Annotated in this window: 11 protein-coding genes and 3 pseudogenes; 5 read left to right on the top strand and 9 right to left on the bottom strand. The window is 66.2% G+C overall.

Annotation, left to right across the window (positions count from 1 at the left end):
* Nucleotides 1-437 precede the first annotated feature (437 nt).
* The 3 genes and pseudogenes from ABZ671_RS25295 to ABZ671_RS25285 all read left to right on the top strand — a co-directional run.
* Nucleotides 438-1,456, top strand: a pseudogene (locus ABZ671_RS25295) (IS110 family transposase); the annotation flags it as partial.
* Nucleotides 1,457-1,660: 204 nt separating this feature from the next.
* Complete coding sequence (locus tag ABZ671_RS25290) at nt 1,661-1,849, top strand: hypothetical protein (protein ID WP_357862510.1); 189 nt, start codon at nt 1,661-1,663, stop codon at nt 1,847-1,849.
* Nucleotides 1,850-2,122: 273 nt separating this feature from the next.
* Nucleotides 2,123-2,581, top strand: a complete 459-nt coding sequence (locus ABZ671_RS25285; protein ID WP_357862508.1) for a hypothetical protein — start codon at nt 2,123-2,125, stop codon at nt 2,579-2,581.
* Nucleotides 2,582-3,377: 796 nt separating this feature from the next.
* On the opposite strand, the gene ABZ671_RS25280 is transcribed toward ABZ671_RS25285, so the two are convergent.
* From ABZ671_RS25280 to istA, 7 genes and pseudogenes are all read right to left on the bottom strand, one after another.
* Nucleotides 3,378-4,496 carry a Wadjet anti-phage system protein JetD domain-containing protein gene (locus tag ABZ671_RS25280; protein ID WP_357862506.1) on the bottom strand — a complete coding sequence of 373 codons (1,119 nt, stop codon included), beginning with the start codon at nt 4,494-4,496 and terminating at the stop codon, nt 3,378-3,380.
* A gap of 179 nt (nt 4,497-4,675) precedes the next feature.
* Nucleotides 4,676-7,537 carry a hypothetical protein gene (locus ABZ671_RS25275; RefSeq protein WP_357862504.1) on the bottom strand — a complete coding sequence of 954 codons (2,862 nt, stop codon included), beginning with the start codon at nt 7,535-7,537 and terminating at the stop codon, nt 4,676-4,678.
* A complete protein-coding gene (locus tag ABZ671_RS25270) occupies nt 7,524-8,171 on the bottom strand; it encodes a hypothetical protein (RefSeq protein ID WP_357862502.1) in 648 nt (215 codons plus the stop codon). Before ABZ671_RS25270 ends, ABZ671_RS25275 begins: the two co-directional genes overlap by 14 nt.
* Nucleotides 8,168-9,448, bottom strand: coding sequence for a hypothetical protein (locus tag ABZ671_RS25265; protein ID WP_357862500.1), 1,281 nt, complete (start codon nt 9,446-9,448; stop codon nt 8,168-8,170). The genes ABZ671_RS25270 and ABZ671_RS25265 overlap by 4 nt, the downstream gene beginning before the upstream one ends.
* Nucleotides 9,449-9,691: 243 nt before the next feature.
* Nucleotides 9,692-10,492 carry an IS21-like element helper ATPase IstB gene (gene istB, locus ABZ671_RS25260; protein WP_357862498.1) on the bottom strand — a complete coding sequence of 267 codons (801 nt, stop codon included), beginning with the start codon at nt 10,490-10,492 and terminating at the stop codon, nt 9,692-9,694.
* Entirely contained in the window at nt 10,489-10,737 is a 249-nt protein-coding gene (locus tag ABZ671_RS25255) for a hypothetical protein (RefSeq protein WP_357862496.1), read from the bottom strand. Before ABZ671_RS25255 ends, istB begins: the two co-directional genes overlap by 4 nt.
* Nucleotides 10,734-12,208: pseudogene (gene istA / locus ABZ671_RS25250) on the bottom strand (IS21 family transposase). Before istA ends, ABZ671_RS25255 begins: the two are co-directional and overlap by 4 nt.
* 956 nt (nt 12,209-13,164) lie before the next feature.
* Between istA and ABZ671_RS25245 the strand changes: the two are divergent.
* Nucleotides 13,165-14,808, top strand: a complete 1,644-nt coding sequence (locus tag ABZ671_RS25245) for a GTPase domain-containing protein (protein ID WP_357862494.1) — start codon at nt 13,165-13,167, stop codon at nt 14,806-14,808.
* Entirely contained in the window at nt 14,805-16,421 is a 1,617-nt protein-coding gene (locus ABZ671_RS25240; RefSeq protein ID WP_357862492.1) for a GTPase, read from the top strand. Before ABZ671_RS25245 ends, ABZ671_RS25240 begins: the two co-directional genes overlap by 4 nt.
* A gap of 64 nt (nt 16,422-16,485) precedes the next feature.
* Here the strand turns inward: ABZ671_RS25240 and ABZ671_RS25235 are convergent, their stop codons facing one another.
* On the bottom strand, nt 16,486-16,863 hold the full coding sequence (locus ABZ671_RS25235; protein WP_357862490.1) for a hypothetical protein: 378 nt from the start codon (nt 16,861-16,863) through the stop codon (nt 16,486-16,488).
* A pseudogene (locus ABZ671_RS25230) lies at nt 16,860-18,110 on the bottom strand (IS256 family transposase). Before ABZ671_RS25230 ends, ABZ671_RS25235 begins: the two are co-directional and overlap by 4 nt.
* Between the last annotated feature and the right edge of the window lie 148 nt (nt 18,111-18,258).

Here is an 18,258-nt window from a genome sequence, read left to right as displayed (position 1 = left end):
TCGTCGTCGCCAAGGCCGTCCAGAGCGTCCTCGGCGGCCTGATCATGAGTATGAACGAGCCGCATAAACCCAGCTCAGGATATGTGGCAGGGCTTTGGAACCCGCCAGGCAGGGGGAAGAACACGAAACTGCCACCTGCGACACCGCATCGGCGGCCACCGACGCCGACTCACCGGAAGGCAAGATTCCACCGCCTCAGCCGCCGATCGGGGAACTTTGAACGGGGATTCTGGGAGGGTGTCCCCCGCCGGCCAGGCCTGACCCGACTTTGAACTGGCTCCGTGCCCTCATGTGGACCCGTCGACCCGGTTGGCGGGGACACCTCTCTCGGCACCTGCACGGGCCGGCGTGGTGACATGATTAGGAGCTCGGGTTCGTCCCTCATCCCCGTTCTGTCCCGCGTTCCCCTCGTGCTCCGTGGTCGAGCCTTGCCGTCAATGCAGCAGGTAGGAGGCAGCGTGAACGAGGACCAGGACGTGACCGTCGGGGTCGACACGCACAAGGACGTGCACGTCGCGGCGGTGTTGGACAAGACCGGTCGGGTGTTGGCCACCAGAAGCTTTCCGACGACGATGCGCGGCTACGCGCAGCTCGCCACATGGGCAGAATCCTTCGACACGATCGTCAAGGTTGGTCTGGAAGGCAGCGGTAGTTACGGCGCCGGGTTGCTGCGGTTCCTGGCGGACTACGGCCTGTCGTTGTCGAGGTCGGCCGCCCGGACCGCTCCACCCGCCGCCGGATCGGCAAGACTGACACCATCGACGCCGAGTCCGCCGCCCGAGCGGTCCTGTCCGGCCGAGCCAGCGGCACCCCGAAGACCCGTCACGCCCAGGTCGAAATGATCCGGGCTCTGCGCGTCGCCCGCCGCGGAGCGATGAAGGCTCGGATTCAAGCCGGAGATCAAGTCGAAGCCCTCATCGTCTCGGCGCCCGAACCCGTGAGACAGCTGGTGCGCGGCTGGCCGGCAAGAAACGCATCCGCGTCTGCGCCGCTCTGAGGCCTGGCACGGTATCTGATCCGGCGACCGCCACCAAGCTCGCGCTGCGCAGCCTCGCCCGACGCTGGCTCGCCCTTCAGGCCGAGATCGACGACCTCGACAGCCACCTGGCCACCCTCGTCACCGCCGCCGCCCCGGAGCTGGTCGCGCTGCCTGGCATCGATGTGGACACCGCTGGACAACTCCTCGTCACCCGCCGGCGACAACCCTCACCGCTTGCACTCCGAAGCGGCTTTCGCCCGGCTTTGCGGCGTCGCCCCCATCCCTGCCAGCTCCGGACGGACCGACCGCCACCGCCTACACCGTGGCGGTGACCGCGAAGCCAACCGCGCCCTCTGGCGCATCACGCTGGTCCGCATGAGCTGCCACCAGCCCACCAAGGACTACGTCACCCGCCGAACCGCGGAGGGCAAGACGAAGACCGAGATCATGCGATGCCTCAAGCGCTACATCGCGAGAGAAGCCTTCACCCACCTCGCACCACGCCCAACAGAACAGGCACCATGGCCCGGTGCGACTACTGACGGCAGACGAGTTCACCGCCACGATTGGGACACCGCCAACACCAGTCGACGTCGATGAACGTCCTCCGTTCGACTTCTGGCCCTACTACGACGCCATCCCCACGATCACTTCGCCGGCCACGACTTCAGCCGCGAGGAGGTGACGAACGTCTGGCAGATGCCCGACGGCATCCATCAGCACGTCCTCATCGCGTCCGGGACCCCGAACGTGTTCATGGCGCTCGTGCTCAACCTCCGAACAGCATCGGTACTCGGCCACCACCTGCTCGACCTCAACGAGCTCTACGGGCTCAGCCAGTCATCCACGACACCACTTGACGAACAATAGGAGCGTCCACCCCGGCCCCACACCACCCGGCCAAGAAGCCTCCTCAGATGAGGGGCGGAGCCAGTCGGCGGGCCTGCCCAACCCCCTTCGGTAGCAGGTCGGCAGCGGCGATGGTCGTGGATGACCAGGAGGCCGGGTCGGGCCCTGACCCTGCCGTAGAGCCTTGAACTTGGGTGTTATGTACCCCTTGAGGGGGTATGAAACTCCATGCTTCCCCACAACGGCTGGCGACTTTCGAGAAAGTGGCGCATACTCGGAAGCAGGGAGGGAGCCATGTCTGTCGCCGCCGAAGAGACGCGCATCAAGAACACTTTCGAACACATTGAGACGATCGAAGAGGTCGCCGACACATTTGACGAAGACGACGATCGTAGGGCCAAGCTCCTGAACGCTGCCCGCCAGGCTCTAGCCACCGTCGGCCCGGTCAGAGCTTCCGTTGCCGCCCGCTTGCTGGAGCTTAGCGAGCCCACTGTCCGAGCCTGGGCCAGACAGGGGGTGCTAACACCAGCACAAATCGAGGCAAAGCGCCTTCTGTTGGACCCTCACCGCATCCATGACGTGCTGCATCTCGTGCGTGACCTACGCGCGATCGGGCAAGACCGCAACCTGCTTGAAGCAGTCTGGTACAAGCTATCCGACCGTGCGCTACTTGAGCGCGACGATCTGCGGGCGAGCCTAGAGCAAATGGGCCGCAGCCAGGGCACCGACTTTGATCCGGACGAGCTGGACTAACTGGACCGACCCCGGCGAGCGGCAGGGGTTGTTAATCACTAGGGTGGCACCGTGGCCACCCAAACCGTCTTCACCGACTTAGCGGAGCAGCAATACAGAGCCTTACATGACAAGCAGCGAGAGCGAGTCAAGGAGTTCTTTCGAGACCTGAAGGCTCGCGGGTGCGGCGCTCTCGGCTACCGCCTGACAGGTAATGATCCGCTACAGCGCATCTGCGTAAAGCACCTACCCGGGCCTGGCCAGCTCCGGATCGTCGTTGCATTTGAGAGTGTCAACCGGGCATGGCTCCTACTTGTGGGCCCGCATGACAGCAGCGACCCCGGCATGGACGTGTACACGGCGCTATACCGACTGGTAGGGGTGAATCCCCCGGTGGGTAAACGGACGAAGCCATCGTGCTGCGACGACGGCGGCGAACCCCCGATCCTTGGCAATGTCGCCGAAGAACTGGCAGATCGGGCGGTGCAGTTACGGAGACGCCGCCGCTGAGCAGGTACGACAAGCCCTCCTCCGAGCCCGCTCGCTGCCACCACGCGGCGTGCCTCCGCCTGCCGGACACGCTGGATGATTTCCGCGGGTCCGCTCGGCGCCACGACGGCCATGACCCCTTGCCAGTCAGAGAGCCAGGGCCGGTCCACGATGCGGCTGGCTCCAATGCTGAGCAGAACGGCATTGGCCAGCTCAGACATCTTTTGGCGATCGCCTCGCTGCTGGGCGCGGGTTGCCGGGATGTCTTCTTCAGTGGCGACGCCCGTCGACGCGGTGGACACGCCAGCCGGCACTACTGAAGTGGAAATCACTGGCCCCGTGTGGAAATTTCCAGGCCTGCCAAGCGGGCGCCGAGTTTTGGAATGAGGTGATGCATCGTTTCTTGCTCCCGGCCCAGCCCGTTGGCCGCGATTCTGTCAGCCAGCTCACGTAGTTGCGGGTGCCCGTCCTGCGCGAGGCGGCGGGCTTTGCGTCTTTGTTCATCGTCTTGCAGAAGAAATGCCGATTCGCTGTGAAGCTCTACGTCCATGAAGACCGGATGGACCGTCAAGCCAGAGCGGCGTTGAATGTCGCCCACGATAGCTACGCCATGCGCATCAAGGTCGGACCAGCACGCCAGCGGACGATTGATTGTTTGCACCAAGCCGATGAGGCTGTCGTTGACGTATCCGCTTCCCCACAGGCATAACCATCGTTCGTGCACCACGGAGTGCCGGCAGATGGCTTCGAAGGTGTCGAGGTTTTCCACGATGAGGACGCCGCGGACACCGGTGACGTCAAGGGTGCCAATCTGCTGGGCGCTCCGTGCCGGGATCGCGGCCCATGGCGTGGCGATCGCGGCGTCCACGATCGTTGTCCCAGCTGACCACAGTAACGGTCCGCGCAAGCGCACGCCCGGCTCGATCGTTTCGACCGCGTCTTCAAACTTCATGTTGATGAGGCGGGCAAAGGCGACTTCGCGCGCTGGTGTCCATGCCTTCGACGAGCCCAGCGTAGTGGCGGCAAGCTCCCGTGCGGAGACAGGGCTGTTCGCGGCTCGGGCGCGGTACCAGCCGACGGCGGCGCGAAGGGCGGCCTCATAAACGGTCCACTGGGTCGCACCCGTCGCTGATCCATGCGGGGGGCGTAACGGTGAGCGTGCTGCCTGGCCCACCAAGAGCAAGTGCTCGCCGGCGAGCTCTGCTGTGCCAATGATCGCGGCGCTCAGGGCGTGACGAGTCAGATCGGGATCGGCTTTGCCGAGTGCCTGGCGCACCTCGTCCCGTCGCCCGTCGGCGATACGCACCCGGTACGGTCGCCAGTGGTACACCGCAGCGCTGCCGTTGACGCGCTCCTCTAGGCGGAGGACCCCACACGAGGCCAGGGCCGCCGCAACCTGCTCCTCGTGCGGCTTCACCAAAACCCCGGTGATGGTCTCGGATTTCAACGCCCGGGCTAGTAGCAGCCTTGCCGCTGCGGCGGCGGACGGGTCCAGCCGACCCAGAATCGTGGCCGACTCCTCAGGCGCCGTTGCCACCTTTACACGACGGCCATGCGCGAGGCGCCGACCAAGGCGGACCCCGTCAGATTCAGGTTGCTGAAAACCGTCCACGCTTCATTCTCTTGTCAGATCAATGGTTGCTGGGATGCGGCGAACCGTGCTTCGAACTGGTCGGCGTCTAGGCGCGACATGACACGCACTGAGGGACTGTATGGCTCCTGGGCGAGCCGCGGCAGGAAGGCAAGCTGCAGGTCGCACCACTCGGGCTGGTCGCTATCTTTGCCGTCGGTGGGTGACGCCAAGATGAACTGAACCCGGTCGCCGAGACTGCGCATGAGTTCGGTGATCTGGAGCCGGTTGGTCGCATCGAGGTGTGCGTGAGGCTCGTCAACGACCAAGAGGTCAGCCGCGCCGCCCAAGCCCATCGCGGCGAGCAAGAGAAGAACCGCGATTTTCGTTCGCTGCCCGCCGGAATGATGGTCGTTGCGGTAGGACAGCGGCTTTTCGCCGGCCTTGTGGGCGACCACGATGTCGACACCGAATTCGTGCTGTTGGTCTCCTGGCACCCGCACAATTTCCCCGGTGCTACCGGCTGCGGCACACACCTTGCTGAACTCTGCATTCAGCAGCCGGACAACTGCCTTAACGTGCTCGTCGTAGCGGAGCCGGGCCTCCTCCACGACGGCTTGGTGGCGTTCGAGTTCTTCCTGCTTACCGTCCAGCATGCCGGCTACTTCAGCCAGACGCGCTTGCTCGTCGGCGTGCTGTGAGACTATAACCGGATCGCGTACGTCCTCGGGGTAGCGCTCTAGATTGGCTACGTCGCTGGCCCTTTGTTGGCGCTGTAGCTCAAGCTGCTCTAGCGGCTCAAGCCTGAGCATCTCCTTCTCGCCGAAGGCCTGTGGCAGAGTGTTTTGCGACAGTGCCATCTCAGCGTTGAGGCGATCACGTTCAACTTGGTCAATGTCGCCGTTGGCCTTGCTGATCGCTTGTTTTAGCTCCTCCAGTTGAGCGGCGCGCTGTTTCAGATCGGCGTCTGCTCCCCGAATGGCAAGCTCAGTTTCCCTGACCTGTCTTCTTAGCTTGCCGTGCTGCTCATATGCGTCGTGCCGCTGGGCCAATGCTTTGGCCAACTGGGCGCATGCGTCCTTGAATTCACGGCGATGCCGTTCGAGCTGCTCCAGCGCGTCTCGAACGGCGTAGCGCTCGCTCAGCGTCGCTCGCAGGCCGGGCAGCTGCTCTTCCAGCACATCGAGGCGTTCCCTGAGGCGTTGCGATCGGTCCTGAAGTCGGACCTGTGTGGCCTCCCGTGCGTCAGGCTCGAACAGATGACCACCGGAACCTCGCCACTGGGACATCAAAGGGCCGAATCGCATGCCATCACCGGTGACGGCATGCGACCCGACGACAATGAGCTCGAGCGCCGCCACGGCGTCCTGGGCGGGCATCGCATCCAGATGCTCAAGCAGCGCGCCCACGTCTGGCGGGCCGGAAACCGCCGCAAGCACGCCCTCAGCCGTGCCCGAGCCTGCTTGAACGATGGGCCACGGGTACTCGATGGCCGAGGCCAACTCGCACGCACGGCGATAGTCCTTCGCGGCCACGACGACGGCTAGTGCGGCGTCGCCCAGTGCAGCGCGTGCCAGGGCCGCCTCCGCATGTGACGATGCGGTGAGCACATCGGCCACGACGAGTGACGCGACGCCAGCGTCCATGAGCCTCCAATGAAACTGCCTTACCTGCATTGGCGCTAGGCTCCCGCCGGCCAGGAGGTGATCTTCTTCCTCGCCGATGGCAGCAAGCTCACTAGCTGCCGCAGACCCGGTGGCCAGCGCGTATGCCAGCGCCTCCTCGGCCGCTGCCACAGCAGCCGCCGCGTCAGCTAGCGTTTCGGTCCCCACGGCCGCGGCTGTGGCCACCAACCGACGTCTCGCCTGCCGTGCCCCCTCATGCAACGATCCGCACGTGCTGTCGGCAAACGACTTGTCTTGTTCCTTCTGCTCCAGCTTCAACTCCAGGCTGACCAGAGCCTTGGTCCGCTCCGCTTGCTCGTCTGCCTTACGGCCGTGTTGCTCCGTCAGATACGTAACCTGCTCGCTGCGCTTCTGGTTGGTCGCCTTCTCTGCAGCGATCCGGTCCTTTAGCCCCTTTACCTCGTCCTGCCATCGAAAGTGCCGGGCAGCGGGCAGCAACAGGCCGTCCAATTCAGCCAACGCGTCGCGCGTACCCTGCCAGTCGCGGTGCTGTCTCACCCTCCGCTCAAGGAGCTTGAGGTGGGCCTGCTCCAACTCAAACTTTTGGCGTGCGCTTTCGTGCGCGGCGCGGGCTGTTTCGTACGTCTTGCGCGCCGCTCGGAACTCATTCAGCGTGACCTGCCTGCCGGTCAAGTCCAGCAAGCGCCGCATGAGCCCGGCCGGCGTTTCCTTTGTGAGCCGGTCTGTTTCGCCTTGAGGCAGAGCGAGCACGCCGCGCAGCGCCTTGCTCACGCCAGCTCGGTCGAGCAGCTGATCGTATTGCTGCGGACCGCGCCACCGTGTGACCGGAGTCTGCGAATCCAGCTGTTCCAAGTCAGTTTCGAGCGGCTGCTCAACGCCCCACACTACGCGGCCTGGCAGCACGAGGTAGGAGCGCGTGTTGCCCGCAACCCGGCAGACCACCGTTACATGTTCAGCGTTCTCACAGCCACCGCCAGCGTAGGCGAACACCCGATGTCTGGCTCCCCGGACCAAGGGGTTGGCAAAGGTAGCGCGCAGCCATGCCCGATCGGCTGCGATGCCACCGGGCCCGCCGTCGAAGATGTAACTTCCCGGTGTTCGATTTCCAGACAGGTCGCTAACGCCGAGAAGTAACTTCAGACCGTCGAGCCAGCAGCTTTTGCCTGCTCCGTTGGGCCCGATCGCCACCGTGATCCCTGGGGCCGCCAGCGGCACTGGATCTGACGGCAGCGATCCCCAGTAGACGAACTGGACCTCCTCAATCTGTGGCATCGGTCGTCCTGCCTTCGGCCTTGTCCCCGCTGGCGCCGTTGCCGACCGGGTACCCGTTCAACACGGGCACCGCGAGGTGGCGCATCCGTTGGTGCCGCAGCAGCAAGCGTCTCGCTTGTTCTGCTGCCTGCAGGTCGTCGAGGCTGTCGAGCAGCGGTCCCGCAAACACCCGCCCTTCGCGCTGGTCTAGGTACCTGAGCCTGCGTAGCTTCCCCACCGAGATGCCGACGTTTCGTGGCGGCAACGTCGGGAACTGTTGTGCCAAGTCGCTGAACTCGATCGAGCCGCTCTCCGCTGCCGGAGGCAATGCGAACAAGGCGTCGCCTTCGCCATCAGCTGGCAGGAGCCGTGTGTTCTCAGCAGGAAGGAACCGCAGATGGAGCCAGCACGCGGCTAGGACAGCCAGGTCGGCGCTGTTTAGTGGGTGGGCAGAGTCGACGGCGTCGATGTCCGGGAACGGCCCGGCGAAACGAGCGGTCCAACAATCGAAGACCGGTGAGTAAGCCAGCTCGCATCCGGCGTTTTGCAGCCGGACGCTGACTTCGCGGCGCACGTCATCGTCGCCCAGTTCTGGCACGGCAGCAGCGGGCGTAATCCCCGCCAGAACGGTGCGGCAGATCTCCACCGGAGTCATGCGGCACCCTGGCCAGGCGGCCTCACCGTGGTCACCGACATCCAGCCGACTCCATCACGCCTCACTGTGGCCACGTCGGGCCGCGCCTCCAGCACTGCGTTGAGGGTGCCATCACCGCAAGGCCCATGCCGTGACCACGCCTCCACCGCGCTGGTCATCCGTAAAAGCGCGCCCGGCCATGAGTCTTGCACAACCCAATCGGCAAGCATTGCCTCACCCTGTGTGGCCAGATCAACTAACGCGTCGGCGGCGATACGGACCGGATCAGCGCCTGCGTGACCGGGTGATTCCACAGGCAAGCGCCGCGGCGCGGGCGGTGGCGTCGGCGGCCGGCGAGCTCGGCCGAGATAGTCATCAAGTGCCGTGAACGCAGCCACTGTGTCGACGGCAGGCAAGAACACTGCCAGCCGCACACGTTCGTCGACAAGGGCCGCTAGTTCGTCCAACGTGCTTTCCCCGATGAGCCGCCGCACATCCTGCCTGCTGACCCGCAGGGTGCCGCGCATCCGAGTGTCGGCACGGTGGGACAGCAGCCGTACCACCTCGGAGGAAAGCTGTCCCAGCGTGGCGATCACGTTATACGCGCGCTGGTCATGGTCCAGAAACCTTGGATCCTCCTGAAACCGGACGAACATGCCGGCCTGCTCGTCGAGCAGATCTTTCATGTCCTCGATGTGGCGCTCAGCCATCGTGGCCGCCTCGAGCAGGGCGTCCTCGGAGTAGTCGTCTAGCAACCGTTGCAGGGTTTGGTAATCGAACTCCAGCACTGCGATCGCCGACAGCAACGTCGCGTATGCCGCCTCAGAAGGCACATTCATCGCGTCGGCCAGCCTCATTGTCGCGGCGAGCACCTTGATGATCTGCGTGTAATCGACCGTCGGCGCCGTCACGGCCCCACACACCGCGGCCACGACCCGCGCCTCAGCGCCGAGTTGGTAGCTGCCCGTCCGAGCATCAAGCAGCAACAGGCCTGTGCCGCGCAGATCCTGCACCAACCGGGTCACCGACGCGGGCTCAAGCCAATCGATACTCTCCTGGATCTCCCGAATCTTCATGCGTGCTCGCGGCTGGGCCGCAAGCTCACGCAGCAACGCGACCCGATACCGGGCAAGGGTTCCGCGCCCCACCAGCCCGGCGAACAGACCGAGGATCGGCAGCGCCCGATCAACGTAAGGCAGCGGCGTCAGATCCTCCGACACCCGAAGATCAGGGGTCCAGCCCTCGCTTGGCCGCTCGGCGCTGACGTCGCCATCAACCACGTTGTGTGGATCAGCCATGGGCAGAGAGTAGAACCTCGGGCCCGCTATGCACCATGCCCCAGAAGCAGCCCAAAGGCACGGATCGATCGTCGTGACGGCGGTGTCCCACGCCTTGTTCACCGGCACGACCCGCCAGGCCGGCTCGCGGGATCCTCTGATCAGGGCCATGGTGTCAACGGTCAGGACGAAGTCCTGTTTGAAGCTCCGTGTGGGCGGACAGCAGAATTCCGTGCTGGTGGTCAGGTGATCTCCGTGGGTGGGTTAGGTCAAGGCTTTCACTCCTTTGCCGGCGAGGGCCTGTTGGAGACGGTGTGAGTCGCCGTCGGTGGTGATCAGGTGGGCGTGGTGCAGGAGTCGGTCGACGGTCGCGGTGGCGAGGGTTTTGGGCATGATCGTGTCGAAGCCGGATGGGTGGATGTTGCTGGTCACGGCGATGGAGCGGCGTTCGTAGGCGGCGTCGACGATGCGGTAGAAGGCTTCGGCGGCGTCTTGTCCGGCGGGGAGCATGCCGATGTCGTCGACGACGATGAGGTCGCTGCGGCAGATGCGGGCGACGGTGCGGGCGGTGGAGCCGTCGGCTTTGGCTCGGCCGATGGTGGCGGTGAGGGTTTCGAGGGTGAACCAGGCGACGCGTAGGTCGGCTTCGATCGCGGTGTGGGCGAGGGCTTCGACGAAGTGGCTTTTGCCGGTTCCGGACGGGCCGGCGATGGCGAGGTTCTCCGCTCGGTTGATCCATTCCAGGGTGGTCAGGGCCTGCTGGGTTGGGGCGGGGATCGATGACTGGTCGGGCCGCCAGGTGTTGAACGTTTTGCCGGTGGGGAAGTTCGCGGTTTTGCGGCGCGTCCGTCGGGTGGCGGCGTCACGGCCGATGACTTCCTCGTTGATCAGGACGCGCAGGACTTCGGCGGGGTCCCAGCGTTGGGCTTTCGCGGTGGCGATGACGTCGGGGGCGGCTTGTCGGAGGTAGGGCAGCCGCATCCGGCGCAGGAGCCGGTCCAGTTCCTCGGGCAGCGCGGGTGCGGCGGCTGGTGTGGTGGTTCGTCGGGTCGTTGGTCGAGTCATCGGGGTGTGTTGTCCTGTTCGTGTAGCAGCTGGCGCAGCTGCAGGGTGTGCTGGTCCAGGGCGTGGAGGAGACCGGTGGCGGCGAGGGCGCCGTTGCCGGGGCCGTTCAGGAACGCGGCGAGGTCGGCGCGGGTGTCGGGGTCGGCGTGACGCAGCCAGTCCTCGATGCGGCCGAGCAGATGCGCCAGGTCATCGACGTCGTCACGGTGCAGGCCAAGCAGCGGTCCAGGCATCGGGGTGGTCATCGGCCGAGTCGTTCCCAGCCGCTGGTGCCGGGCTGTGCGGAGTAGGTCTCGTCGGCGTGGACCACATCGCTGGCGGGTCCACGGCGGTCGAGGTGATCCAGGATCGATCCCAGGTCGGACTCGCCGAACCGGCCGGCGGCAGCGGCCAGGCCGAGGGCCTGGTCAACGCGGGCCGGGCCGAGGATGGCGGCGAACTCGACCGCGCGGGCCATCTTCGCCCGCACCCGGCTGGCGCCGGTCGCGGCGGCCTCGATCAGCCACTGGTGAGCGCCGTCACCGATGGCCAGGAAGTCCGCCTCGGCCTTCGTCCGTGCCCGGGGACGGGGCGGACGCGGGTGGTTGCCGCCGGGATGGTGCGGGTAGTGCGCGTCGCGGATGCGCGGGTTACCCGGCGTGGACAGGGCGTGTCGGGCGATCTCGACCGCACCAGCCGGGCCCATGGCGACGATGGCCAGTTCGTCACCCACGACCCGGCACCACACCCTGGTGTCGACGTGTCCGGGCGGGGTGGAGTAGCGCACCGACCCGAACCGCACCGTCTGGTCGTCGTTGACCAGGCGTTCCTCACCCAGCGCCGCCGTGTGCGGGTCGGCCGGCAGCACGTGCAGCCGGGCCCGCTCCACCGCGAGACGCTCGACCGGCGCGACGCCGGTCTCGCGGTGCGCACGGGCGTTGATGTGCTCGCACCACGCCTCACACGCCGCGTCAGGTCGGCGAACGAGGCGTACTCGCCGCGCAGGTTCGCCTCGGTGGGCACCAGATCGGCCTTGGCGACCTTCACCGTGGCCTCCACCCCGCCCTTGGATTCCGGGTCGAACGGCTCGCAGGTGTGCACCGTGACCCCGTAGTGCCGGCCCGCCGCGACCACCATCGGATGCCGCACCGCGACCCCGGCCACATGCTCGACCGTGACCGTGCGGGCGTTGTCACCCAGCAGATACGTCGGCGCACCACCGACACGCCGCAACGTCGCGTCCACACACGCGATCAACGTGCCCAACGTCTGGTCCCAGGTCGGGATCACCACCCGGAACCGGGACCAGGCCAGCCACGCGCAGAACAAGCTCGTCTTGCGGCCGTCGATACGAGGTCCGTCGCCCCAGTCGAACTGCAACCACAACCCCGGCTCCGGCACCCACGGCCGATACGTGCGCCGCCGGCCCGCCCGATAGGCCTCCTTCGCCGCCGCGACCGCCCGCCGAGTCGTGCGTTCCGTGCCAGCGAACCCCAACACGACGAGACGCTCATGCACCTTGTCCGCCCGAACCTTGCCCCTGGAATGCTCCACGAGCTCTTCCACCTTCGGCAGGAACGCATCAATCAGCTTCGGCCGCACCGCCCGCGCGAACGGATCCCCACCGCCGGCATCACGACGCGCCACATACCGGCGGACCGTCTTCGGATCACACCCGGCCAACTGCCCAGCCGAATGCGCACACCCGGTCAGGTCGTACGCCTCCAAGATCTCCATGATCTCCCTGTCAGACTTGGTCACGGTTTCTCCGGTCCGGTTCGACGGCAAGGTCAGCAACCCGCCAGCCAACCGGCCGGAGAGATCCACAAAACGAGGTCGAGACGGAGATCACCTGACCGCCCACCAGGAATTCCGGTGTCCGCGAGCCGGGACTCAACTGTCCGTCAGCAAGGATTTTCCACGGTCCGCTAGCAGTCGGCGCGGGAGGCGAGGCGTTGTCTCTGCGCCGGCACTAGCGATGGTCGGACTCGTCGTTCACTACCACCAAGGTACGTGCCTCGGGGACCGAGATCAGGCCAGACTCGCCGATCCTCACAGGCCGACCGGCCCGCGTCGCCTCCCCCGCTTGCGCAGTTCACCAACGACTATCCGTGGGTGTGGACGCCGGGCGGATGCGGAGGAGGTCTGGGCGGAGCTTCGCGGGCGGGGGTTCGGTCGGGCGACGCTGCGGTCATATCAGGTGCGGTCGCGGCTGTTCAGCCCTTCGCCCGCCACGTCGCCACGCTGCTGACCGCCCGCCCCGCCCGGGTCGCCAAACGGATCGCCGACCCTGGCCCTGGCTGTTTCCCAGCGCGCATCTTGACCGGCCGGTCCTGCCCGGCACCATCACTCACCGGCTCCAACGCCTCGGCCTCCAGTCCAGCAGCTACCGCACTGCCGCCCCTGCTCCATCTGGCCGGCGAGATGCCCCGGGCCGTCCTCTGCGACAACCTCGGCCTGGGCAACACCGCCGTCCAAGGGTGGTCCACCCTCGACCGACCGTCATGGACGGACTACGCGGCCGCCCGCCTGCCAGAGAAACCAGCCGAGCTCGATGGACGGGACGCCCCGAGGCCCGCTGGTGCGCAATAATGCCGCCGTTAGAACCACGGCACCGGCGACCGAAAGGCCGCCTGACCTGTGCAGATGGGGTTTTCGGCACGGGCAGCGTTGGCCGCACAGAGGAGGCAAGAGTGCCTGCGGAAGCGCAGGGCGGGAACGCGAAGGCCGTCGACGTCGCCGGCCGACTCTTGGCGATGCTCGAAGAGGTCGAGGCCGCCACCGGACCAGAGGATGACACGGTTCGTGATGCCTCGCTGAAGCTGCAGATCGCGCAGGCACGGGAGATCATCGAAGGCCTATTGGCCGAGCTGGTCCGGGTGCGCGGCGATGCTGCGCGGGTGGTGTGCATCGGTCGTACGAAGGCGGGGAAGTCGACGCTTCGTTTCGTGCTGACGGGCGAGGGCGCCGACGGCATCGGAAAGGGCGGGCAACGCACGACGCGCATCCCCGTCACATATCGGTGGCGGGACATTGACGTTGTCGATACGCCCGGCGTCGGCGCCTACCAGGGAGCCGTCGACGATACGTCCGCCTTGACGGCCGCGAAAGATGCTGACCTCGTTGTGTGGGTGGCGGGGTCCGACAGCCAGCAGCCGGCGACAGTAGCCCCCGTGCTGCAAGCGATCGCTCCCGGCATCCCAGTCTTCGTCCTTGTCAATCACAAGCAGACGTTCACAGCCGAGGAGCTCGTCGGCGATCTGTCGCCCGCAGTGATCTTCTCCGACATTAGTGGTCAAGAAGCACGGATTCGCCATGTGCTGGCGCAAGTTGATGTCAGCGACCCGACGATCGCGCACGTCAACTTGTGGCTTGCGCAGCGCGGTCTCGAGGGCGAGGACCAGCGGCTCTTGAGCCAGTCTGGTGTGCCGGCTGCAGAGGCGGCGCTGGCGGTTGCCGCGGCGGAAGCACACGCACGTCGCCCCGCAACCGCTGCTGCGGTGCTCCGCGCACGCGCTGCTGATGCAGCGGCGGCAACGCGTGTCGTCGCAGCGACGCTTCGGGCCCACAAGAGGGAACTCGTCGCCGACAGAAAAGCCCTGCGCAATGACACCGAGGCAGCTACGGACGAATACGGGGATGGGGTCAGGCACGCAGCTGCGAACGCGTTCGCATCGACCACCACGCGGGTCGTGGCAGCTGCGCGCTACGCGGCGGAGGAGCCGCACCGGGGGAAGGCGCAGGAGCACATGCGGTCCGAGGCGGTCGCAGCGAGCAAGCAGGCACACGCGAGTCTCGCGCAGGCCGCAGAGGGTGCCGCCGAGAAGTGCCTGCAGCAGCTCGTCGACGGCCACGGTCTCGACCTGCCGACCTTGCAGATGCAGGTCGAGGCGCCGCAACTGCCAGAAGCGCCACTCGAGGGCGACCCACTCAACGCGCGCGCTGCCAACTGGGTAGCTCGCGGGGTGAAGGGAGCCGCCGCGGTGGCCGCCATCGCGCTTACCGACCGACGGGTCACCCCATTGCTGATTGGCCTTGTGGACGAACGAACCGTCGACAACATCCGGAAAGACCTTGCGCCAACGGTCGAGCGTGAGCTGGCCAAACGGGAAGCCTCCGTAAACGCGGCCCAGGCCGCGTACATGACCGCCCTGGCGCAGGCCCGTACCTGCGCCGAAGACGCTGCGCGCGCAAGCTGGGAGCCAATCAGCCGGAGCATTGATACAGTCCTCAACGAGATGGCTCTGCGCATTGAGACGTACGCGATGTGGTCCGCTCAGCTCACGCGCCTGGTCAGGGAACTTTCAAGTGAAGCTGAATCACGGACGGACACATGACTGATCGCCAAATCAGCCAGGCAGGCGCCGACCTGCTCGCGCTTGCCCGCATCGTCAGCGCGACACACGACGCCCGCGACCGACTTGTCACAGTCCTCACCAACGCGGCGCACGACGAGCTCCGTGCGCTCGCCACTGATGTGCCGACCGCCGATGCGGCGGACGCGGTCACGGTCGTGTTCGTCGGTCAGTACTCAGCGGGCAAGTCGTCGCTCATCAAGTGCCTCACCGGTCTCGACATCGAGACCGGCGCGGACATCGCGACGACGCGAGCGACGACATACCCGTGGCAAGGCCATCTCATCGTCGACACACCGGGAGTAAGGACTGGGGAACACGAAGCGCACGACCGGATCACCGAGGAGGCGCTGCGCGGCGCCGACGCAGTGGTTTTCGTCGCCACAGCAGAAGGCTTCGATGACGTCGCCGCGGACTACTTCGCACTCCTGCGGCAGCGGCTACGGACTCTCAGTCAACTGCTCCTGGTCGTCAATAAGAGCGCCGCAGAAGGGTCAGACCCGGCACAGGTTGAGAATCACCTACGAGATGTACTCGGTGAGGTCTTCGACCTGATACCGGTGGTGCGTACGGACGCACGTAGTTGGCTGCAGGCAGAGGACTTCCCGCAGCCAGAGCAGCGGCGGCGGATGTCAGGCATACGCAAACTGGCCGACTTTCTTGACGAGATAGTTCGCGCGCGTGGAGCACACCTGCGGCTTGCAACACCACTGCGAGAGCTCGCCGCCTACGGCCGTGACGCGATCGACAGGACGTCCGTCACAGCCGGCGGCGACCCGCTCCTCAGCCAACTCGACGAGGTCGCTGGCGCCATCGCTGAACAGCGGCAACAGATGAACGAATCTGTCAGCCGCGCCGCGGAGGAGGCGAAGGTGCTCGTGGCGTCGAAGCTCGTGGAACTGGGCCCCGACATCGACGAGGACCAGTTGAGCGCTGTCGCCGCCGAGGCGCAGAAACAGTTCGACAGTGTCCTGGACGCCGACGCGGAGCGGACGAGCGAGAACGTGGGTAGCGCTCTGGAACGGTATGTGCCGAAGCCCAGAAGCGAAGAGCTCGCTGTCCTCGAGCAACCTTCCGCCGTTCCCGCATGGCCGGTCATCCGACAACAGATCCTGCTCGGTCTGCAGTCGATCGCCCGTAACTTCGGCGGTGCCGGCGCCCGGCCTGGCGGCGTCGGCAACACAGCCGTCAAGCAGATCTGGCACGGCATCGGTGGCAAGTTCCCCCCGTGGGGAGCGGTCAAAGCAGCCGAGGGCACGGCGAAGGTAGCTCGTGCGCTCGGGCCCGCACTCGTAATCGGCGAAACAGCCTTCGGGTTCTGGCAGGAGTACCGCGGCGCACAGCGAGCTCGGCAGCAAGCCGACCGCAGTCGCGGCTGGCGTCTGAAGGCGCTGCAGATCGCTGAGGAGATGGTCGATCCGTGGGCGGCATCAGCGCGCGCCGCTGTTACGGAGCTCTGCGACCAGCAGGATGCCGTCATCGCGCGGCAGCGACTGAGTGTGTTGGCGAAGCAAGCAGCTGGTGACCGTGATGTCGCTGCCCTGATCGCTGTCAACGACACGCTGCTGGAGTTGCTGATGCAGTTGGAGCAATGATCACGGTGGCTCGGAGAAATCGTCAAGACCTGTGGATCGGTGGATTCGCGAGTGAGGTCGGCTGTTACTTCGGGTCGTCGGTCTGCCAGGGGTGGAGGAACTGTTCGGGCTGCAGGTTCCATGCTTCGAGAGCAGCGGTGAGTTGGGCCTCGCCGGTGACGGTGGTGGCTTGCACGAGGACCGCGCCAACGTCGTAGTCGAAGCCGGCGATCTGGTCGGCGTCGTAGTCCCAGTGCTCCAGCTTGAAGGTGCGATCACGGTCGGATCGGGTCCAGCCCTGCTGTCGAGCGTCGGAGTCAGCGGCGGCCGCGATGGGCCGGATGTCGATGAACGCTCGCCGGCCTGGGCCGGAGGCGGTTACCTCGATCACCAGGCGCTGGCCGAGGCGTAGTGCGTTCACCTTGTCGGTGGGCCACTGCGGCCGGCTGTCGCCCGTGGTCATGCTGCGACCTGCTCGACGAGGCGGCCGTTGACGAACGTGGCGCCGGCGCGGACCAGGGCGACGAGGTGGGGTGCGTTGACCGCCCGCCAGCGGTCCAGGGCGGCTTCGATGAGTTTGAACGCCGTGGCGAGGCCGAAGGCGCGGCTGCCGGGGCCTTTGGTGACGCGGGTGCGGTGTCGGACGGTGGCGAAGGTCGACTCGATCGGGTTGGAGGTGCGCAGGTGCACCCAGTGCTCGGCCGGGTAGTCGTAGAAGATCAGCAGCACGTCGAGGTCGTCGGTGACTTTCGCGGTGGCCTTGGCGAACTTGGCGCCGTACAGGTCAGCGAACCGTCTCGCGGCGAGTTGGGCGTGACTCTTGTCTTCGGCACCCCAGATCTCGGCCAGGGCGGCCTTCGCGCCCGGATGCGCGGACTTCGGTAGCGCGGCGAGGACGTTGGCGGTCTTGTGCACCCAGTCGCGCTGCTCACGAGTTTCGGGGAATACCTCCCGCAGCGCGGCCCAGAACCCCAGCGCACCGTCACCGACGGCCAGGACCGGGGCGCGTATGCCCCGGCGGGCGCAGTCACGCAGCAGATCGGCCCAGCAGCCGGTCGGTTCGCGGTAGCCGTTGGCCAGGGCGACCAGTTCCTTGGTGCCGTCGGCGCGGACGTCGACAATAGCGAGCAGGCACAGCGTGTCCTCCTCGAGACGCACCGTTTTTGACGTGAATACCATCGGCCCAGACGTAGATGTAGTCGACCTGCGGCAGGTTCCGCTTGCGCCAGGTGTGGTAGTCGTCGGTCCACTGGGCGGTCAACCGGGTGATCGCCGCCGGGGACAGGCCGGCCGCCGAGCCGAGGAGTTGCTCTAACGCCGGCACGAAGTCCCCGGACGACAGGCCGTGCAGGTACAGCAGCGGCAGTACCTCGGCCAGCTTCGGCGAATTGCGACACCACGGCGGCAGGATCGCTGAACGGGACCGTCGACGCTGTCCGGTGACCGGGTCGATGCGCTTGTCGTCGACCCGCGGCGCGACCACCTCGATCACCCCAGCACTGGTCATCACTTGCCGTGGCTGGGCGTGGCCGTTGCGTACCACCAACCTGCGGCCCGCTCGTCACGCTCGGACGCCAGCTCGGCCAGGTCGGCATCGACCTCGGCCTCCAACGCCGCAGCCAACATCCGCCGCACCCCCTCACGAACAACGTCATCCAGCAGCGAAACGCCCTCGCGTCGCTGTCCGTCCTCCGCGACTACAGTCAGCACGGGTGTGCCTTCCCGACCGACGCGCCAACGGGCCTTACTCGAGACCTACACGAATCGACCACCGGGAAGGTACGCCCCTTCCGGCCGATTCACAGGTCTTGAGCATTGCTCGCGCCCGGGCGTTGATCGAGCTGGGTGGCGGTTTCGT

This window comes from Micromonospora sp. NPDC006766 (assembly GCF_040636055.1).
Classification (GTDB): Bacteria; Actinomycetota; Actinomycetes; order Mycobacteriales; family Micromonosporaceae; genus Micromonospora.
Note: the sequence above shows the minus strand (reverse complement) of the source record. Positions and strands in the feature narration are given on the sequence as shown.

Bases quoted from the DNA above. Each gene is read 5' to 3' on its own strand.
- ABZ671_RS25285 (WP_357862508.1), top strand. From the start codon at position 2,123: ATGTCTGTCGCCGCCGAAGAGACGCGCATCAAGAACACTTTCGAACAC.
- ABZ671_RS25275 (WP_357862504.1), bottom strand. From the start codon at position 7,537: ATGCCACAGATTGAGGAGGTCCAGTTCGTCTACTGGGGATCGCTGCCG.
- ABZ671_RS25270 (WP_357862502.1), bottom strand. From the start codon at position 8,171: ATGACTCCGGTGGAGATCTGCCGCACCGTTCTGGCGGGGATTACGCCC.
- ABZ671_RS25265 (WP_357862500.1), bottom strand. From the start codon at position 9,448: ATGGCTGATCCACACAACGTGGTTGATGGCGACGTCAGCGCCGAGCGG.
- istB (WP_357862498.1), bottom strand. From the start codon at position 10,492: ATGACTCGACCAACGACCCGACGAACCACCACACCAGCCGCCGCACCC.
- ABZ671_RS25255 (WP_357862496.1), bottom strand. From the start codon at position 10,737: ATGACCACCCCGATGCCTGGACCGCTGCTTGGCCTGCACCGTGACGAC.
- ABZ671_RS25240 (WP_357862492.1), top strand. From the start codon at position 14,805: ATGACTGATCGCCAAATCAGCCAGGCAGGCGCCGACCTGCTCGCGCTT.
- ABZ671_RS25235 (WP_357862490.1), bottom strand. From the start codon at position 16,863: ATGACCACGGGCGACAGCCGGCCGCAGTGGCCCACCGACAAGGTGAAC.